The organism is Parashewanella sp. 2210YD4-3 (assembly GCF_056591735.1).
Map to the genome: position 1 here is coordinate 16,277 of NZ_JBWQOG010000016.1, position 19,133 is coordinate 35,409.

14 protein-coding genes are annotated in these 19,133 nt (G+C 42.7%); 7 read left to right on the forward strand and 7 right to left on the reverse strand.

What is annotated here, in order from left to right; genetic code table 11:
• Positions 1-4 precede the first annotated feature (4 nt).
• Positions 5-3,499, reverse strand: a complete 3,495-nt coding sequence (locus AC1EU0_RS18235; protein WP_480304090.1) for a hypothetical protein — start codon at positions 3,497-3,499, stop codon at positions 5-7.
• A 797-nt stretch (positions 3,500-4,296) separates the two neighbouring features.
• On the opposite strand from AC1EU0_RS18235, the gene AC1EU0_RS18240 reads away from it, so the two are divergent.
• Entirely contained in the window at positions 4,297-5,061 is a 765-nt protein-coding gene (locus AC1EU0_RS18240; RefSeq protein WP_480304092.1) for a hypothetical protein, read from the forward strand.
• A gap of 34 nt (positions 5,062-5,095) precedes the next feature.
• Here the strand turns inward: AC1EU0_RS18240 and purD are convergent, their stop codons facing one another.
• A complete protein-coding gene (gene purD, locus AC1EU0_RS18245; RefSeq protein ID WP_480304094.1) occupies positions 5,096-6,388 on the reverse strand; it encodes a phosphoribosylamine--glycine ligase in 1,293 nt (430 codons plus the stop codon).
• Positions 6,389-6,568: 180 nt separating this feature from the next.
• Positions 6,569-8,158: a bifunctional phosphoribosylaminoimidazolecarboxamide formyltransferase/IMP cyclohydrolase gene (gene purH / locus AC1EU0_RS18250; RefSeq protein ID WP_480304096.1), complete on the reverse strand. Its 1,590-nt coding sequence runs from the start codon at positions 8,156-8,158 to the stop codon at positions 6,569-6,571.
• Positions 8,159-8,406: 248 nt separating this feature from the next.
• On the opposite strand from purH, the gene zntR reads away from it, so the two are divergent.
• The 3 genes from zntR to AC1EU0_RS18265 all read left to right on the forward strand — a co-directional run bounded on the left by zntR (position 8,407) and on the right by AC1EU0_RS18265 (position 11,555).
• Positions 8,407-8,871, forward strand: a complete 465-nt coding sequence (gene zntR / locus AC1EU0_RS18255) for a Zn(2+)-responsive transcriptional regulator (RefSeq protein ID WP_480304098.1) — start codon at positions 8,407-8,409, stop codon at positions 8,869-8,871.
• Positions 8,865-10,073 carry an SO_0444 family Cu/Zn efflux transporter gene (locus AC1EU0_RS18260; protein WP_480304100.1) on the forward strand — a complete coding sequence of 403 codons (1,209 nt, stop codon included), beginning with the start codon at positions 8,865-8,867 and terminating at the stop codon, positions 10,071-10,073. The genes zntR and AC1EU0_RS18260 overlap by 7 nt, the downstream gene beginning before the upstream one ends.
• A 99-nt stretch (positions 10,074-10,172) precedes the next feature.
• Positions 10,173-11,555, forward strand: a complete 1,383-nt coding sequence (locus tag AC1EU0_RS18265) for a hypothetical protein (protein ID WP_480304102.1) — start codon at positions 10,173-10,175, stop codon at positions 11,553-11,555.
• Here AC1EU0_RS18265 and greB read toward each other — a convergent pair.
• Positions 11,534-12,016: a transcription elongation factor GreB gene (gene greB / locus AC1EU0_RS18270; RefSeq protein ID WP_480304103.1), complete on the reverse strand. Its 483-nt coding sequence runs from the start codon at positions 12,014-12,016 to the stop codon at positions 11,534-11,536. The two genes, AC1EU0_RS18265 and greB, sit on opposite strands and share 22 nt — an antisense overlap.
• A 222-nt stretch (positions 12,017-12,238) precedes the next feature.
• Between greB and AC1EU0_RS18275 the strand changes: the two genes are divergently transcribed.
• On the forward strand, positions 12,239-14,575 hold the full coding sequence (locus tag AC1EU0_RS18275; protein WP_480304105.1) for a Tex family protein: 2,337 nt from the start codon (positions 12,239-12,241) through the stop codon (positions 14,573-14,575).
• A 46-nt stretch (positions 14,576-14,621) separates the two neighbouring features.
• On the opposite strand, the gene AC1EU0_RS18280 is transcribed toward AC1EU0_RS18275, so the two are convergent.
• Positions 14,622-15,086 carry a hypothetical protein gene (locus AC1EU0_RS18280; RefSeq protein WP_480304107.1) on the reverse strand — a complete coding sequence of 155 codons (465 nt, stop codon included), beginning with the start codon at positions 15,084-15,086 and terminating at the stop codon, positions 14,622-14,624.
• Between the two features lie 34 nt (positions 15,087-15,120).
• A complete protein-coding gene (bioH, locus tag AC1EU0_RS18285) occupies positions 15,121-15,897 on the reverse strand; it encodes a pimeloyl-ACP methyl ester esterase BioH (protein WP_480304167.1) in 777 nt (258 codons plus the stop codon).
• Between the two features lie 28 nt (positions 15,898-15,925).
• Here bioH and AC1EU0_RS18290 point away from each other — a divergent pair, with 28 nt between their 5' ends.
• The gene (locus AC1EU0_RS18290) at positions 15,926-16,669 is read left to right on the forward strand and encodes a ComF family protein (protein ID WP_480304109.1); all 744 of its coding nucleotides are present in this window, start codon (positions 15,926-15,928) and stop codon (positions 16,667-16,669) included.
• 77 nt (positions 16,670-16,746) lie between these two features.
• On the forward strand, positions 16,747-17,709 hold the full coding sequence (locus AC1EU0_RS18295) for an aldo/keto reductase (protein ID WP_480304111.1): 963 nt from the start codon (positions 16,747-16,749) through the stop codon (positions 17,707-17,709).
• Between the two features lie 409 nt (positions 17,710-18,118).
• Here AC1EU0_RS18295 and AC1EU0_RS18300 read toward each other — a convergent pair whose 3' ends face one another.
• Entirely contained in the window at positions 18,119-18,784 is a 666-nt protein-coding gene (locus tag AC1EU0_RS18300) for a hypothetical protein (RefSeq protein WP_480304113.1), read from the reverse strand.
• Between the last annotated feature and the right edge of the window lie 349 nt (positions 18,785-19,133).

The following is a 19,133-nucleotide window of genomic DNA, read 5'->3' on the forward strand; positions in this document are numbered from 1 at the left end:
CCAATTACAAAGTGAGTTGCTGGCGTAAATCTGTTGTTAATGTGCTGGTTTGTTTATCAATTTGAGCTTGTAGTTGTCGAACTTTAGTTTCAAGAGCCGCATTCTTTTCCTCTAGTGACTTAATAACTCCCTCTCTTTCTGCAGATCTATCCATTTGCTTTTGATGCAAAGTTGATGACAATGCCAGCAAACTCGTGAGCGATGGTGGTTCGGCATCTGGGTTTAATAACGACTGCTCTAAAGTAGGCAGGTGTTGCAAAATATTAGTTTCCTGTTGATATTTTGCTTGTTCAGTTGAGTATTCTTGTTCTGCTGATTGTTTATACTTCAGTGGCATTTCACCTTGGTCAACACCTAGGAAGCTTATATTTCCTGGTTTTTTAAATACTTGATTTAAAGCTTGAATCAAATTGCCACTTCTATAGGCGATTTGATATGGGGTTTGGTGGTGTTGGTTTTCATTCTTTTGTAAAAAATCAGTCTCTACGCTGCTCAACAGGTAAATAACGACATCTAAATTTGGATTTTTCATCCCGTAATGGACTGGAGTATTACCAAGCAATTGGTCTGGTCTATAGAGTTCTGCATTATCTGCAACTTGGGTATTGCTACTGCTTATACTGTTAGTTTCATCACTGAGTTCAGTTTGCATTTCGTCATCTATATACTGAGTTCCAACACTACTTTCACTGCTAGCGTCGTCATTGTGTTCACTTTGTGCTTCGTGGCTTCCTCGGCTTTGGACATCATCATTATTTAAGCTCAGGTTCTCACCGCTCCCCGTATTTTGTGATTGGGCACTTGTTGAACTTTGGGTCTCCTGGCTATCAACACTTCGAGTTTCAACTGTTTCAAGAGGATGGAAGTATTTTAATAAAATTTTCAAGATGGCTAATGAGTTCGTTAAAGCTGCTCGATGAAGTATGGTTCTTTGTGTGAGGCTTATCGATGGCTGTAGGCCACACAAAAATATAGCTTCTAATGATTTTGCATCTTCCTTGTCACAAATTATTTCAAGCAAAGAACTACTATTTATTTTTGTCTCTAAAAAATTATCTTTTTTATCGTTTTTTTGGGCATCGGATTGTCGCTCAGCGATTAATCGGCACAGTCCTGATCGAAATAATGGTGTTCCCCACTGCCTATTGATTATGTCATGCAAGTCTATCAATTCAATATTGCATGATTCATTTAACAGTAATGTGCGTAAATCGTCCCAGCGGTCAGATTGCCTAAATAAGGCTTTGATATTTTGACCATTAAAAACGACATCATTGACATTCACATTGTGTGAACACAAAACGGATAATAGATCCACACTGATATCATATTGCCATGCGATATGCAGTACATTTTGATTGTTACGAAGGCACATGATGTCGATATTGTTTGGTTGTCCTTTTCGCATCTGTTGTAATTTTCGAGACAGCTGGTGGCTTGTGCATTGTAAAATCAATAACGCGTGAATTAAGTTGAGCTCACAAGAGTCATGATTCAATATCGCGTTGATTAGTGTTTCCGTAAGTTGATGTTGTTGAACGAGTTCGTATAACGTTTCACCGGAAGCTGAAGCGTTACAAACATCAGCGCCTTGGATCAAAAGCTCAACCAGCAATGGCGTATTGTTTTTAGATGCAACTTGTTGGCACAGAGTGATGCCTTTTAATGGCTGATTTATTACTTTTCTACAATTGGGGAGCATTTTTTGAATCAGTGGAAATGACCATGAGTGTTTGATCCCAAAAGCGATATCAGTTAACTCAACACGCAGTAAGTTTTCCTCAAACAAAGCTTGCAATAGTTCATAATCTTTAGCTTGAAATGAGGCCTCTTTCAACGTCAGTCCCTCAGTAACTTGTTGCTCAGGATCAACGCCCGTTTTTAATAATGCCAGTATGGCTTGTTGATTGGTTTCTCTTGATTTCCAAAGACGTTGTAGAAGGGTTTGTTGCTCTACAGGCTCATTGAGTCCCTCAAGCAAAAGCGTGTCGGTTGAGGTGAATTTTTTTTCAAGAAATCTCAATAAAGTTTCTCTTGCTTGTACTGACTGATGAAGTTCAGCAAGAGCGTGAAGTAACAACAAGTTTGGTTTTTCAACCTCACCGCTTGCTTCAATGAATGAGTCAGTAGAATCTTTTTTATCTAATACTTGATACAAAGTTTGCCCTTCTGGAATGTAGCTAAAGGGCGTAAAGCCAAATGACGTTAACGCTAACACTACTTGGCCTTGCTTTCGTTGAGAAATGGCGAGTTGCATTGCCGTTTTTCCATTGACACATTCATTTGGATTTATTGTCAATTGAGGGTCGACGGCTTGAGCTCCTTCGAGGTAAGTGCAAAGAGTTGTTGCAGAAACTTGGAGTGTTAACAAAGCATTGAGCAGTGTTGGGTGATAGTGCACATGAGTGGCATTGAAAAGGGCTAATAAGTGTTCGTCCAAATGAAACCTTTCTCTAATATGGGCTCCACTTTTAGGGTGGCAACGGTTGTTAAATAATTGCCTTAAATCGGCTCCAAGCTGAATAAACTGCACAAAGGCGGAAATACAGTTCTTATTTAAGGCTTCCTCAGTGACTGAAGTACCATTGATTTTGAGGTCAATGTTAATGGGTTCTTTGGATTGGATATTTTGTTGTTGAATTTTTTCAGCCAGTGCTTTGTATACAGGGAACGGCTTTATCATCGATTGTTTTGAAAAGTCACTAGCGAGCAGAGCGTGAATATCTGCAATAGTAATGAGAAAATTGGGTTCCAGTAATAATTGGATATAGGCATCAAAATTCGATGATTGGAGTAAAAGTTGTTTGATATTTAATCCGTCTTGGATGGTTACATTGGTGTCAGCACCGTGTTTTGCTAATAATACGATGGCACTGAGTGATACAGGTCTATTTTCCCAAGCGATTTGTAATAGAGGTTTCTTATCTACTTTTTTATTGATTTGTTTTTTTGATATAGATGCCATTGATTGTAATTCCCTCCCCCCTTCTTCGGAGGTGAGCATCTTTGAGATGTCCTTGGCCGTTATGGAATGAGAAAAGCTAAACACACCATTTTTACTTGAAGGCGAAGCGACAGAATTTGGACTGCTAGGCGTTGAGCCGCTCGAGCAGCCGTTGCTTGAACTGGATGTTGTACTTGGACTTCGCCTCATGATCATTGATAGGCTACGCTTCGTTCTCTCCTTGTGAGTTTGCTCTGGATCTTGCGTTGGGTGAGACCGAGAACGATCTTTAGTCTCTGAATTATTCTGTGGTATTGACAGTACCCTTTCTGAGCGTTTTCTTCGTTTAGCCAGTCCATTTTCCGCCGAATGCGTGTTCAGAACAGGTAAATCGTGAAAGCTTGTTGCAGCACTGTGTGTTGGTAATTGTTGAGGATCAACAGACCAAGCTTTATTAGATGAGGTTTCTAACATAGGGGGAGGAGTGTCATTAACTGTCTCCTCCTTTGGAGTGCAGTTTGCTGAACCAACTGAAGCCGCTGCTGTTGCCATCATCAACCCTCTAATAGCCTGATTATATGGAAGTTCAGCATACCATGGTGATATTTTGCATGTTTCAATGTTTTTTGTCGCTTACAAGGCTAAATCAGCATTCAAAGTCATCAGCAATAAAGTTTTAATGTTTTTTGCTTTTAATTTCAATTGGTTAATTTTATTTGTGGCGTTGGTGAATAAAATTAAAATGAGATTAAATTTATTTAACCTTATGAATGTTATGGTTTTTTAACCATTATTTACTTAAAACACTGAACCGAGCAGAATCAGAATTCAAGTTGGCTGTGTTTCATTTTTACGATACAAAATGCCCTAATTGTCACTAAGCAAAAATGCCTCACTTCCCAGCTCGAGCTTCTCCTGACTCTCTAGAGGCCGTTCTCAATTAGATTTTTGATTTGCTGCTGTTAATTTTTTAGGTTAAACAAGGCGGAAAATGTGAAGTGTAGTTATTCTACACGAACATTTGACAACGTAGTTTAAACAAAAAAGAAACGCAGCCCTACGGGTTACGCCTAAAATTGGCAAACTCTGCGTCACTCATCATTCATTTAGCTCACAAAACTTCAATCTTCGCGCCTTGATTTTGCCAATTTTAGACGGTAACAAATCAAAAAGTCTTTAATTGGGAACGGCCTCTAGTTTCCAATGAATGAACAATAATTCACTGGCGCAAACTATAGGAAGTGATATTTTTCTTTTAAATCTTACTGTTAACGACTTTCGTTATCGCTATTGACCAATAGAGATATTTTCCTCGATTCTGTTTTACCTAAAATGACATAAGGAGAAATACAATGAAATTTACAAAACGATACCTGAATGCAAAAGGCCTTTTGTTCATTTTAAGTAGCCTTGTTGTTACCCCGTTTACCTATGCTCAACCCAACCCCGTTGATACGTTTGCTTGTCCAGCGGGTGGCGAGCCATTGACGATTTATTCGAATTTTGATGGTAAAGCGGTCGCGACGACTGACGAAGTAAAGCCCGCCTATGTAATGCCTGGATTTACAGCCAGTAACTTAAGTATTAAATCACCTCAACAATCGCCCGACTCATCAACTCAAAACTTAGTGATTAAGGCACGAAACCCAGCTGATACCTTTATTGAGTTTCAATTACAAAGACAGGATGGTGCTAAGTTTTGGGTGACCAGTATTCAATTTCCCACTGTGAGAGTAAGCTCTCTTTGGGAAGCCAATAAGCATAAATATATGAGCCTAGGTTATGCTGTTTTGGACGAGGGCAGTGTGTATCCAAGTTATGAAGCTCCTGTAAGAAACTATAACTTTGATGCAGATTATCGATTGAATCTCTTTCAAAATACCCAACAAATTACTGGAAAATTCAACGGGTGGACTGAAACATCAAATTGGGATGGTGCATTAAATCCAAAGTTCACCGATATTCCTTTTAGATTTGACATTGAAGCGGCGAAAGACGGTTCTAATAGCTTCGAAGGGTATGGCGCATGGGTGTGTGGAGAGTTACAACCTCAACCCCAACCATCATTAATGGCATCGCATAAAACAGTTAGCGTTAAAATGGATGATATCAAGTAGATGCGAGGTATCTCTCACATCTACTTGCTTATGGCTATTGCTCGCGAGCAATAGCGCGATAGGCGATATCGGTTCTAAAGAACACATCATCCCAATGGACGGTATCGACTAGGGCGTAAGCGGTTTTTTGAGCTTCAGTCACACTGTTTCCTAGTGCTGTGGCACACAATACACGACCACCGTTAGTGACGATGCGCTCGCCTTTTGCTGAAGTTCCAGCATGGAAGACTTTTTGGTCGCTATTACCAAGCGTTAGACCGTCAATTACATCACCTTTACGGTATGACTCAGGATAACCACCTGCGGCTAACACCACACCAACAGCAGCACGGCTATCATATTCTGCCGTAACTTTATCTAACTCACCACGGCACGCCGCTAAGCATAGTTCAACTAAATCTGACTTAAGGCGCATCATAATTGGCTGAGTTTCTGGGTCGCCAAAGCGGCAGTTGTACTCAAGTACTTTAGCTGTACCATCAGCAGCAATCATCAAACCAGCGTATAAGAAGCCTGTGTATGGATGACCTTCTTGTGCCATGCCTTCAACGGTTGGTTCAATCACGTGCTTCATGGTCCAATCGTGGATCGCTTGAGTGACCACTGGAGCAGGAGAATAGGCACCCATCCCGCCTGTATTAGGGCCGTTATCGCCGTTATCACGAGCTTTATGATCTTGGCTGGTGGCCATTGGCAGAATATTTTTACCGTCAACCATAACGATAAAGCTGGCTTCTTCACCTTTTAAGAACTCTTCGATAACCACGCGAGAACCGGCATCACCAAACTTGTTGCCTTCAAGCATATCGTCAATGGCCGCATCGGCTTCAGCTTGGCTTTGAGCGATGATAACCCCTTTGCCTGCCGCTAAACCATCAGCTTTAATCACAACAGGGTAACCTGTTTTTTCAGCCAATTGAGCCGAGAACGCCTTTGCTGGCTTAATGTCTGTAAAGTTTTGATAATCAGCAGTTGGGATATTGTGTCGAGCTAAGAAATCTTTAGTAAAGGCTTTAGAGCCTTCAAGTTGAGCTGCACCTTCAGTTGGACCAAAGATAGCTAAACCCTCAGCGCGGAACGCATCAACCACACCAATAACAAGCGGTGCTTCTGGGCCAACAATCGTCAAAGCAATCTCGTTTTCTTTTGCGAAAGTGACGAGAGCAGAAATATCTTCAACGCCAATGGCGATGTTTTCTAATTTTGGCTCTAGTGCCGTGCCCGCATTACCCGGTGCAACAAATACTGTGTCGACTTGAGGGCTTTGCGCGGCTTTCCAAGCTAAAGCGTGTTCACGACCACCGCCACCTATAACTAATATTTTCATTTCATAATCCTTGTTACTACTTGCTCTAGTAGAAATCAGTATTGCTGAATGTTCAAAGAGGAATGATAGTGGGATAAGACAACCGTCCGTGACAGGATGTCACGGTCGTGAGTACATGGACGTACGTTTCTGTTGTCGTTCACACTATCATTCCGCTATATCAGGTAAAATCATTCACTATTAATGACGGAAATGGCGCATTCCTGTAAAGACCATTGCCATGCCGTGTTCATCAGCCGCTTCAATCACTTCGTTATCGCGCATTGAGCCGCCCGGTTGAATAACACAAGTAATGCCTGCCGCTGCCGCGGCATCAATACCATCGCGGAATGGGAAAAACGCATCCGATGCCATGACTGACCCCGGAACCGTTAGTCCTTCATCTTCAGCCTTAATGCCTGCAATTTTAGCGCTGTAAACTCGGCTCATTTGACCTGCGCCAACGCCTACTGTCATACCGTCTTTGGCATACACGATAGCGTTAGATTTAACGAATTTAGCCACTTTCCAGCAGAAGAGTAAATCTTTTAGTTCTTTTTCAGTCGGTTGACGTTTTGAAACAACGGTTAGGTCGTCCAAATCGACCATACCTTGATCGCGATCTTGAACCAGCATGCCACCATTTACACGCTTGTAATCCAGTGACATGGTTTTGTTATCCCACTGGCCGCATTCTAATAAACGAAGATTGGCTTTGGCTGCAACCACTGTTTTAGCCGCTTCAGATATGCTGGGAGCGATGATAACTTCTACAAACTGACGCTCAACTATGGCTTTCGCTGTTGCTTCATCTAACTCGCGGTTAAAGGCGATGATGCCACCGAATGCTGATGTTGGGTCGGTTTTAAAAGCACGGTCGTAGGCTTCAAGTAGATTTTCACCTAACGATACACCACAAGGGTTAGCGTGTTTTACAATCACACACGCAGGTTCAACAAACTCTTTTACGCATTCGAGTGCGGCATCGGTATCGGCAATATTGTTGTATGACAACGCCTTACCTTGGATTTGTGTTGCTGTGGCCACCGACGCTTCATCAACCCTAGTATCAACATAAAATGCGGCTTGCTGGTGGCTGTTTTCACCGTAGCGCAGGTCTTGCTTTTTCACTAATTGGGTGTTGAACGTGCGTGGGAACTTGCTGTCTTCAGCGGCATGTTCAATGTGGTGAGCAGGTACTTTTGTGCCGAAATAGTTGGCAATCATACCGTCGTATTGCGCGGTATGCTCAAAAGCAGCAATCGCTAAATCAAAGCGGGTTTCATAAGTGGTTGAACCGTGATTGTCGGCAAGCTCCGCTAGTACGCGGCCATAGTCATTAGCATTAACAATGATGGTCACATCTTTATGGTTTTTTGCCGCTGCACGCACCATAGTTGGACCACCGATGTCGATGTTCTCAATCGCATCTTCTAATGTGCAATCTGGGTTAGCAACGGTTTGAGCAAACGGATACAAGTTAACAGCAACTAAATCGATAGCATCGATGCTGTTATCGGCCATCACGGCTTCGTCAGTGCCACGACGAGCTAAAATACCGCCATGAATTTTAGGGTGTAGGGTTTTAACACGTCCGTCCATGATCTCTGGGTGACCAGTGTGATCAGAGACTTCAATAACAGGGATTTGGTTGTCAGCTAACAGTTTTGCTGTACCACCTGTAGATAAGATCTCTACGCCTAAAGCATTTAAAGCTTGGGCAAATTCAATGATACCGGTTTTATCAGATACGCTAAGCAGCGCGCGGCGAATAGGTCTGGCGTTATTCATGTGGGTACTTTTATCCAGTTTATAGTGATCTTGGCCAGAGAGGGGATGATTATGTTTTTATCCTCCCTGAACTTGGGCGCGGCTATTCTACCTGAAAACCCATCAATCTGCTGATTTTGTGTACAAATTCCCTACAGTTAACACAAAACACTGAGTTCAATTTTTCATGATAATAAAATAGTATTTGACCTTGGAGCTTACTCCAAGGTTTATAATTAACAATATCGAATTATCACTGTGGATTTATCATGTATCGAATTGGCGAACTCGCAAGTGCCTATGGCATAAATTCAGATACTTTGAGGTACTACGAAAAGCATGGCTTGTTATCGCCCTCAGAGCGGACTGAATCTGGTTATAGGCTTTATAGCAAGAAAGACGCTCAACTCCTAAAGTTTATTCTACGTGCAAAAAATGTAGGCTTTACGTTGAATGAAATTCAAGAGTTGGTGTCCATTGAATTGAACAAGTCGCAATGGGCATGCGCTGATGTTAAAGGGCGTGTCGATAAGAAGCTTAATGCTATCTCTGCTAAGATTATGGAACTGCAAAAGTTTCAGAAAGGGTTACAAGAGTTATCTGATTCATGTTGCGGTGGCGATGAAAGTGCAGAGTATTGCTCAATTTTAGAGGCGCTGGATGACATCCATCATGATAGTTCAGTTCCGCGTTTTGATACGCCCGTTCCAGTCAATGGAGATGAATCATGTTGATTAATAATTTTGTGGAGTTGTTTTTAGAGTCAGCGCCTTGGCTACTATTAGGACTTGTGATGGCTGGGTTGCTAAAAATGTTCGTTCCTCTGGAATGGATGCAAAAGCAACTTGGCGGATATGGCGTTAAAACAGTTGTAAAAGCGGCTGTTTTTGGTGCGCCATTACCTTTGTGTTCTTGCGGAGTGATCCCTGCCGCGGTTGGGTTACGACGAGCAGGTGCCTCAAAAGCCGCTACTACTTCATTTATGGTCTCAACACCAGAGACAGGCGTGGATTCTGTTAGTGTATCGTATGTGTTACTTGGTCCATTTATGGCAATTGTTCGGCCGATTGCGGCGGTGCTCAGTGCCATTACCGCAGGCTTATTAGTCGGGCCAGATAGTAAAGATGATTCGACAAAAACGGTGAATGCTGAGAGCGCCAATACCGAATCTGATTCCTGTTGCAGCTCGAAAAATGAAGCACCCAAACCAGCGACATCTTGCTGCAGTTCAGAGACAAAAGCAGAGCCGAAAGTTGAATCATGTTGTTCATCTAAATCTGAAAATTCTAAAGCTAGCCATAGTCATTCACATTCTGATGAGAGTGATGATTGCTGTAGTTCAGAGCCTAGCACACCACCAAGCAGCTTTTGGGGTAAGGTGAAAGAGGGGCTGCATTATGCGGCTACGGATTTAGTACGAGACACTACCATGTGGTTATTGGTGGGTATCATCTTTGCCGCGATAATAAAAACCTATGTGCCTGAGGACTTTTTGTCTCAATACGGTAGCGGTATTTTAGCCATGTTGGTGATGATAGGTATTTCCATTCCTATGTATATTTGTGCGACGGCTTCTACACCGATTGCAGCAGGCTTGTTATTGGCGGGAGTTTCACCTGGCGCGGTATTAGTCTTCATGCTGGCGGGGCCCGCTACGAACATTGCCACTTTAGGTGTAGTAACAAGAGAGCTAGGCAAGCGAGCGCTATTTGGTTATTTAGGTGGTGTGATTGGCGTAGCGATTATTGCTGGTTATTTAACAAATTTTGTTGTGGCGAAGTATGGTATTGTCGTTGCTCCGCAAATTGGTGAGCATCATAGTTTATTGCCTGATTGGGTTGTGATCAGTTCAGGTGTAGTGCTAGCAGTATTAATGGCAAAAGTGGTTTTAGAGAAGCTCCCTAAACGCTGGTGGCGTAAAGATTGTTGCTCGTAATGTTTGATCATTAGATTTAAAGCCCATGTAAATTACATGGGCTTTTTTTATTGGCATATAAACTATACTCATATCATCACAGGGACGTTGGATGATGATATGAGTTTTAGCAGTGGTGGTATCCCAGCTGGTGGGTTGCAAGTTAAATTTTCAAATGGGGATGAACCCAAGGTTGAAATTACAACCTCCAAGGCATTTCAGTCTACTCAAGTAGGACTTGAGGCAGCGAAACTGTCTTCACAAAAAACAGACAAGCATGTAGATGTAAAGTCCAGCATCGAAGCTACTGCCCAATCCCATAAAGACGCTGAAAACCAAGGCGTAAATCTTAAGAAAAAAGCCTTTGTTAAAAACTTAGCCATCGCCATTGGTTCGGGTGTTGCGGTGGGAGCGACATTATTGGCAACCATAGCGACAGCTGGTGCAACAACCCCATTACTTTTGTTAGCAACCACTCATTTAGGAGTAGCCGTAGGCGACAGTATTTGCTCTTACATGGACTGGAAAGGAAAACGAACCGATTTACTGCCAATGGGGCAAGATTCTGTAGGCAACATGGCTTTCGCAGCACTTAAAAAATTAGGCTACCAAGATCCAAAAGCCTTTAACTTTGCCGATAAAATCTCGATGGCTACTCGTGGGGTACTTGCCTTTGCTACCTTATCGTCCAATGAAACTGTGAGAGAGAAAGCTCCAGCCGTCATCAAAGCAGCAGTTAAACAAGGCTATTACAGCGCCCAAGCTTCGCATATCAAACAGCAAGATGCATTGGCAGCACCGATAAAGCTCTCTCAATTGTCTCAAGAGAATGATAACGGTGATGATGCCCGTTCCGTAGATGAAAGCACGCCGTTATTGAAGACTTCAGAGCAAGCGCAACATAAAGTTGATGAGCTAAAGAAAAAAAACGATCAAGCTGAAACAGCGTTAAAACAGAAGCTTCAACAAGTGAGTGATAGACGCTTGCAGTGGAGCCAACAACACTCACAGTCAGTTCAATTTGACCCTAGCAGTGAGCAGTTGACGTTTGGTCAATCGCAATCCACTGGTGATGCTGAAAAGCCCAAAGAAATTGATACTCGTGGTAATGCAAAATCAGCAGCTAGAGTCAAAGCGCAAAAATCCGTTGAATATAAAGCCGTTCAACATGAAATCGATAACTTAAGAACAGAGCTTGATTATCGTGAAGAAATAAAAGCCCAACATTTAAAGCAAAAAGCTGAAGAGTTAAAACACTCTCCCGTTATGCAGCGCTCACAAGTCGTCGTGAGTAAAAAGGGCGTGGAAAGTGTTAAGACAACGGGGCTTGATGAAGCCAAAGTGAATGTTGAACTTAGGAAAGAAGCACAACTTTTAGATATACAGACCGAGAAATTGAAAGCCGAGCTTAAAGACAAGCGCGAGGAAGGTGAAGCGATACTGTCATCGGCCTTGGAATATTACGATATTATCGATAAGCATCAATTAGCGGAAAGTGAGTAACGAATGCTATTGATGTACCAAACTTGTTCGCCTGTAGGCGTGTGCACTACCGCTTCATCGTCCACTTCTTTTTTGAGTAAAGCGCGTGCCATTGGTGCATCGATAGAAATGTAGTCGTTATTACCATAAATTTCATCAGGGCCGACAATACGGAATGACTTTGTTTCGCCTTGTTCGTTCTCGACCTCCACCCAAGCACCAAAAAAGACTTTGCCTTCTTGCTCTTTAGCATGATGTACCACTTTTAATGCTTCTAGGCGTTTGCGTAAAAACCGTACTCGGCTATCAATTTGTCTAAGCAGGCGTTTATTTTCTTTATAATCGGCATTTTCACTGCGATCGCCAAGACTGGCTGCCCAAGCCACTTTTTTGGTGATTTCAGGTCGGTATTCTCGCCACAGGTAGTCTAATTCTTTTTGCAGAGCTTCATAGCCTTCTGGGGTGATCAAATTAGTACGCAAACGGAGATCTCAAGTTAACAATAACAGCAAATACCTTACTGAAATCACCAGAGAAATCAACGATTGTTATTGGTAAAAACAGTGGTAAATACTTTGGTAAGGCTGCAAGCGGTTGGTTAATCCTAAAGAGCTTACTTAAAAAAGGGTTTTGAGGATGTAAGCAAGTCTTAGCTTATGCTATGGTAACCATCATTTTTTTGAGTTCGATAGTAGAAGATTTTTATGCAGTCTATAGTTCAAACCATTTCTCACGAGTTATCTGCCAATCAGTCTCAAGTGTCTGCTGCCATTGCGTTATTAGATGATGGCGCAACTGTTCCTTTTATTGCTAGATATCGTAAAGAAGCCACTGGTGGGCTTGATGATACTCAGCTGCGAACTTTAGAGTCTCGTCTTAGCTATTTACGAGAATTGAACGAGCGCCGAGAAGTGGTGTTGTCCAGCATTTCAGCTCAGGGAAAACTCACGGAGTCCCTTAAGCGTGAAATCCAACAAGCGGACACCAAGACGCGATTAGAAGATCTGTATTTACCCTTTAAACCAAAGCGCCGCACCAAAGGTGAAATCGCCAAAGAAGCTGGCCTAGAGCCGTTAGCGGACTTTTTATTAGCGAATCGACAAGCTGCGTTAGAGGCCAAAGCGAGCGAATTTATTAACGCCGAAAAAGGCTTTGCTGATATCAAAGCCGTATTGGATGGTGCACGCTTTATTTTGATGGAGCGCTTTGCTGAAGACGCTGGGCTACTGCTTAAGATCCGTAAACACCTTGAGCAACAAGCACAACTTGAAAGCCGAGTGATGAAAGGCAAAGAAAAAGAAGGCGCTAAGTTTAGAGATTACTTTGAACATAATGAAGCCATTATCAAAATTCCATCTCACCGTGCCTTAGCTATGTTGCGTGGCCGCACTGAAGGTGTATTGGCATTGAGTTTAAATGCCGATCCTAACTCAGAAGCTAAAACCGGCAGTTATTGTGAAATCATCATTCGTGATCACCTCAATCTTTCGCTTTCAAACTCAGATGTTGATACTTGGCTTGCTACTGTGGTTGCATCAACATGGCGAGTGAAGATCTCACTACAGATGGAAACCGAATTCATTGCGGCCTTGCGTGAACGTGCTGAAGACGAAGCCATCAAAGTGTTTGCTCGTAACCTTAACGATTTGCTGATGGCATCGCCTGCGGGCAGTAAAGTCACCATGGGCTTAGATCCGGGCATTCGTACAGGGGTTAAAGTCGCGATTGTTAACGACACTGGAAAGCTGGTGGCACACACCACTATATTCCCGCATGCACCACAAAATCAGTGGGACAAGTCGGTTCGCTCATTAGCTAACTTAGTGAAAATGCATAAAGTGGAGCTGATTGCTATTGGTAATGGCACTGGCTCGCGTGAAACCGATAAGCTTGCGGGTGAAGTGATCGCCAGCCTGACAGAACTGAAAAACAAAGTAACTAAAGTCATGGTGAGTGAAGCTGGTGCTTCTGTGTACTCGGCTTCAGAATTAGCCGCAGCTGAATTTCCTGATTTAGATGTATCATTGCGTGGAGCCGTGTCGATTGCGCGTCGTCTGCAAGATCCTATGGCAGAGCTTGTGAAAATTGAGCCTAAATCCATAGGCGTTGGTCAATATCAGCACGATGTGAACCAAAGTCAGCTATCACGCTCACTTGACGCCGTAGTAGAAGACAGCGTAAACGCAGTCGGTGTTGATTTGAACATGGCATCTGAGCCGTTGCTGGCTCAAGTAGCAGGGTTTAATAAAACGCTGGCAAAAAATGTAGTGACCTATCGCGATGAAAACGGCAGTTTTGCTAATCGTAAGCAATTGTTGAAAGTGGCTCGCCTAGGGCCTAAAGCCTACGAACAAGCAGCAGGCTTTTTGCGTATTCAAGGTGGTGATAATCCGCTGGATGCTTCTGCGGTTCACCCTGAAGCTTATGGTGTTGTGGAGAACATGGCGCAAAAACTTCAGGTTTCGGTGGCAGACTTAGTGGGCAATAGTGAAAAGCTGGCGGCGGTTAATGCCAGTGATTTTGCCGATGATAAATTTGGTGAAGTGACCATTACTGATATTGTCACTGAACTGCAAAAGCCGGGACGCGATCCTCGTGGTGAGTTTAAAACGGCCAGCTTTAAAGATGGCGTGGAGGATGTTAAGGATCTTAAGCTTGATATGATCCTTGAAGGTGTGGTCACCAATGTCACTAATTTTGGTGCCTTTGTTGATGTAGGCGTTCACCAAGATGGTTTAGTTCATATTTCGTCGTTAACCGATAAGTTCGTCAGTGATCCGCATACGATTGTGAAAGCGGGTGATGTGGTGAAAGTAAAAGTGATTGATGTGGATGTAGAGCGTCGTCGTATTGCGTTAACCATGAAAATGAGTGAATCTGCGGCTAACGCGAAAGCCAATGCTAGCGGTCAACGTGATAATAAACCGAACTCAAAAGCAGCTAATAAGCATCACAAGCCTCAAAATAAGCAGAACAAATCACCAAAAAATGCAGCTATGGGGAATGCGTTTGCCGAAGCCTTTGCCAAAATGAAGAAATAGTTCAGTTGCTCTCTATTGCCTCGATGTCTTCGAGGCAATAGCCTTTCTACAATGTTTCGTCAATCATAGCTTTTGGTTTCGGGCTATCCTCATCTTGATACATCTTACTCAATTGCTGCCGAATACCTTTAGCATCCGCTGGTGTAACTTTTTTTGTTTCAGGCTCATGCTCAAGAATCACTGGTGGCTCAGTACCGATATGAATGTCAGAGCGTTTTAAGGCCGCTTGTATAGGAGGGACTTGAGTTGTGGTAGCAGTGGACGTTAGCTCGGTTGCTCTGTCAGTCTCTGCTTGCTCTGAAAATTCAGGTTCAGGCTGCTGTTGATGGTGATGCTGGCCTTGCTCAGCATCGTGTTCTTTTTCTGGATCGATCGCCCGTTCTTTATGGATTTCGGAGACAGATTTAGCTTCAGGGATCGGCTTTTTATGCTCATTTTCATTGCGTACGCTATCGGTAGCGACATTGGTTGGTGCAATGGGAACATTGCCGTAATGAGTAGTGATTGCCATGCCCTTTCCCTGAACGGTGAATGCTGAACAGAGTTTAGCCAGTTTTATGTAACCATTTCAATAGAATGTCGCAAAATTCCTCAGGGTGTGAGAAAAACGGGGCATGCGCACCATCGTGCATGATGACATCAGTAGTATTAAAGGTTGTGGGCATTTGCTCAATAATGGCTTTGGGCACTAGGCTATCCAGTCGTCCCCAAAGGCGAAGCCAAGGCAGTTTGATATTTGTTACTTGGTTTCGCAGATCGTATTTTTGCAGGAAAGATAACCCTTGTGCTAAAGCTTGTTGATCAGGTAGTGGCTGGGTGAGTACATCGTGTTTTAGCTGCTTGATTTCTTGTTTAGCCGTTTTACTTCCCATAGCTTGGATCGCTAAAAAGCGTTCGACGGTTTTTTTAATGTCCGATTGTAGTTGCTCAGAAAATAGAGATAGTACCTTAGGATCCATTCCCGCCCAGTGTTCATCAGGTTTACTCAAAAAGCAGGGGGAAGATGCAACCGTGATCAAGCCTTTCACTTTATCGGGATAGGTTAACGCCAATTGGGTTGCCACTAATCCACCTAATGACCAACCAAGCCAGATACTGTTGTTAGGCAAGTGCTCAATTAGATGATCCACCCAAGCATTAAGATCGCCTGCAATTGGAGCGCTATGACCAAAACCGGGTAAGTCAACATAATGCACACGAAACCCTTGTAGCCGTTCAAACAAAGGAGAAAATACCGCGTGATTCATTCCCCAGCCATGTAACAGCACAATATCCCTACCTTGACCTATGGATTCGATATTTAGTTTTGGTTGTGGCACGATGGACTTCCTTTCGTTTAGGAGAACGGCAATGGATTGGCGTACTCAATGGCAGCGTTTACAGCAGCAATGTGGACAATTAATTAAGCGAAGTGTACCGAATCGGTGCATTGCTTGCCATCAGTCTGTAGATGGTGACGGTCATGGGATCTGTTCGGTATGTTTACAGGCAGGGCTGTATTCTACGCCAGTTTGCTTAGGTTGTGGCGGCAGCATGACAGAAGTAATGCCCTATTGCGGTCAATGCCAGTTGCTGATGCCCTTGAAAGTTATTGCGCCGTGCAGTTATCACCAAGGGCTTGGTCGTTGGATTGCCGCCATCAAATATCAACGTCAATGTGCAGTATTAGAATCACTAACACAAGCACTTTATCAGCGGCTCGTTTTATTAGTTCAACAAGAGATGATCAGCATGCCACAGGCCATTATTCCCGTTCCGCTTCACCCCAAACGGCAGCGACAGCGTGGTTTTAACCAAGCATGGTTAGTGGCCAAGCCATTAAGTGAACGACTAAAATTGCCTTTACTGGATGAACACCTTATTCGCACTCAAGCGACCCAACCACAAGCTGGATTAGACGGGAAGCAGCGACGCCAGAATCTTCATCGGGCATTTAGCCTAGTCAAACCTATTGATGTGCAAAGAGTGGCCATTGTCGATGATGTCGTGACCACAGGTACTACGGTAGCTGAAATTACTCAGCTACTGACAAAGCAAGGCATTTCCTCTCAGGTGTGGTGTTTGGCAAGGGCAGAGGCACCAGACTTACTTTAGCTAAAAAAGGCCTTTGACATGATATAAATTGCACTTGAGAATGAACCACTATTATAAGTAACGGATCAAACCTCTGAATGAAATCACCAATACAAACACATTTTCCTCAGGCTAGCGCCATTGCGATGGGCTGTATGGGGTTTGGCGGTAATTGGGAAGCATCAACCTATAATAATGATGATCTCAGGGTTATGCGCCATGCTTTGGATACTTGTTTGGAGCAAGGGATTAACGTATTTGATCATGCAGATATCTATAAACAGGGACGAGCAGAAGCGATTTTTGGTGAAGCTCTCAAATCGAGTTCGGTGGCAAGAGAAAGCCTAATCATTCAAAGTAAGTGTGGGATTCGACTGGCAGAGACGGACAAAGTCGGACGCTATGACTTTTCCACAAATTGGATCATAGAGTCAGTCGAATCGAGCTTAACGCGCTTAGGCACAGAATATCTAGATATTTTATTGCTTCATCGACCCGATCCATTAATGGAAATCGAACAAGTAGCAGAAGCAATACATGCCTTAAAGTCAGCGGGGAAAATTCATCATCTTGGTGTGTCCAACATGCACCCTTACCAAGTTGACTTTCTTCAGCGACACTTGGATATCCCGCTCATCATCAATCAATTAGAAATGAGCTTAGCTAACTGCGAGTGGATTAATGAAGGATTAACCGCAGGAATGAATGATTCTGGGCGTTTCTCACCCGCTATCATCGAGCATTCGCAATTAAACAATATTCAATTACAAGCGTGGGGTTGTTTGGCACAAGGACGTTTCACTCGTAATGATGATACCTTTTCAGAACCAAAGGATAACCAGATACGAACTCGTGTCTCTGAGTTAGCAAGTGAGTATGGCGTATCGCCAGAAGCTATCGTATTAGCATGGTTAATGCGCCATCCCGCTGGTATTCAACCAGTGCTTGGGACAACTAACCCAGATCGGATCAAAGCCTGTTTACAAGCGCAAACCGTAACCTTGACTCGTGAACATTGGTACGAGTTATTAACCTTGGTAAGAGGTAAGCCCGTTCCCTAATTTAAAGGTTTTTTATAGGCCTATTTCCATTTATTGGATGTTGTCGGGTTAGGGAGAGGACAAGTTTGAGAGTAATTTGATTACTCCTTTTGTCATGCTTGAATGTTGTTATCAGGCATCTAGTGACTTTTGGGAAGGAAACTTCTTCGAAGTTTAAAACATCGTGGGTTTACCACCCACACCCGTGAAAGAGGGAGCTCTCCAGCAAGCCCCCTCTTTCATCTCCCCGTGCTGCCCAAACGTCGCTAAACGTTTCAGAGATAATTGAATAAATGCCTAACGGCTCTGATGGTACATCCATGTACCTCAGAGCCTAGCCCGACGTCCATGTCGGGCTTACGCCATTTTGATATTCAATTCTCACTGAAACAGCTCCGATGGGGAGTGGGGGTCTCTCTGAATACAATCTTTATTCAGTTATATACCCAATTTTATTTTCTAGTTTTTTAATAAGTTGTATAAAGTCTAAAAATAGCTCGTCACTGAAATCGTATTTATTACTGAATTTTAGATTATGACCTGAAAACCTCATATGAGAGGCATCTTCAATATCTGAAAGCAACTTAACTATCGCGTGATCCAACATATAATAATAAGGCTTAATTTCTGAGATTTGATTTTCAATTGGAATTGTCGTGTTGAGGATTAAATGTTCTTTATTGGTTTTGGGTTCGTATTCGATAAGTTGAGGATAATACACTCTCCAACCTGATGTTTTTTGAACAAATGATTCATCTTTTAGAAGACTTTCTATTTCACAAAGTTCAAGCTTAGAAGCTGTAGGTATTGGACGATAAGATTTATTTGGAAAAAGTAAAGAATTATGGATAGAGGAGTAAAGGCAATCTGGTATACGTTTTATCTTTGGGATGGTTATATTTTTTATCTTTTCTTTTTCAGATTGCTCTTTTAGTTTTACAGTAAAAAAGAAAAAAATATAGCTAGAGAAAATTGAAAGAATAAAACTGCTTAAAGCTTGACCCATATTACTTGAACCAAAGAAAAAACCAAAGCCAAAGCATGTTATTACAAGTCCAAAGAAAGTTATACCTACTGGGTAATCAAATTTTTTCACGCTTAAATTCCCTATATAAACGTATTAACATAGTAGGTTCGTATTATACTTTTTATAATTGACAAAGCAGTATCATATAGATTTTAAATGAGTCCATTTAGTGGAATATCCTAGCTCCGTTGGGGCGGCATGGGGATTCAAAAGGGGAAGCTGCTGGAGGCTTCCCCTTTTGGCGGTGTGGTATGCAATACCACGACTTTCTAGAGTTTCGTAGAAACTCTCCATTATCAATCAAAACCCAAAAGTAACTGGTTACCTGCCTTCGTAGGTAAGACGGAAAGTAGTAATGAAGCTACAAAAAAGGGAAGCTATGGAAGCTTCCCTTTTGTCAGCCGATACGCAGTATCAA

Excerpts from the sequence above, each read along its gene's own strand:
- AC1EU0_RS18265 (WP_480304102.1), top strand. The coding sequence starts at position 10,173 with ATGAGTTTTAGCAGTGGTGGTATCCCAGCTGGTGGGTTGCAAGTTAAA.
- AC1EU0_RS18280 (WP_480304107.1), bottom strand. The coding sequence starts at position 15,086 with ATGGCAATCACTACTCATTACGGCAATGTTCCCATTGCACCAACCAAT.
- AC1EU0_RS18240 (WP_480304092.1), top strand. The coding sequence starts at position 4,297 with ATGAAATTTACAAAACGATACCTGAATGCAAAAGGCCTTTTGTTCATT.
- AC1EU0_RS18275 (WP_480304105.1), top strand. The coding sequence starts at position 12,239 with ATGCAGTCTATAGTTCAAACCATTTCTCACGAGTTATCTGCCAATCAG.
- zntR (WP_480304098.1), top strand. The coding sequence starts at position 8,407 with ATGTATCGAATTGGCGAACTCGCAAGTGCCTATGGCATAAATTCAGAT.
- AC1EU0_RS18260 (WP_480304100.1), top strand. The coding sequence starts at position 8,865 with ATGTTGATTAATAATTTTGTGGAGTTGTTTTTAGAGTCAGCGCCTTGG.
- AC1EU0_RS18290 (WP_480304109.1), top strand. The coding sequence starts at position 15,926 with ATGGATTGGCGTACTCAATGGCAGCGTTTACAGCAGCAATGTGGACAA.
- purH (WP_480304096.1), bottom strand. The coding sequence starts at position 8,158 with ATGAATAACGCCAGACCTATTCGCCGCGCGCTGCTTAGCGTATCTGAT.
- AC1EU0_RS18235 (WP_480304090.1), bottom strand. The coding sequence starts at position 3,499 with ATGATGGCAACAGCAGCGGCTTCAGTTGGTTCAGCAAACTGCACTCCA.
- purD (WP_480304094.1), bottom strand. The coding sequence starts at position 6,388 with ATGAAAATATTAGTTATAGGTGGCGGTGGTCGTGAACACGCTTTAGCT.
- AC1EU0_RS18295 (WP_480304111.1), top strand. The coding sequence starts at position 16,747 with ATGAAATCACCAATACAAACACATTTTCCTCAGGCTAGCGCCATTGCG.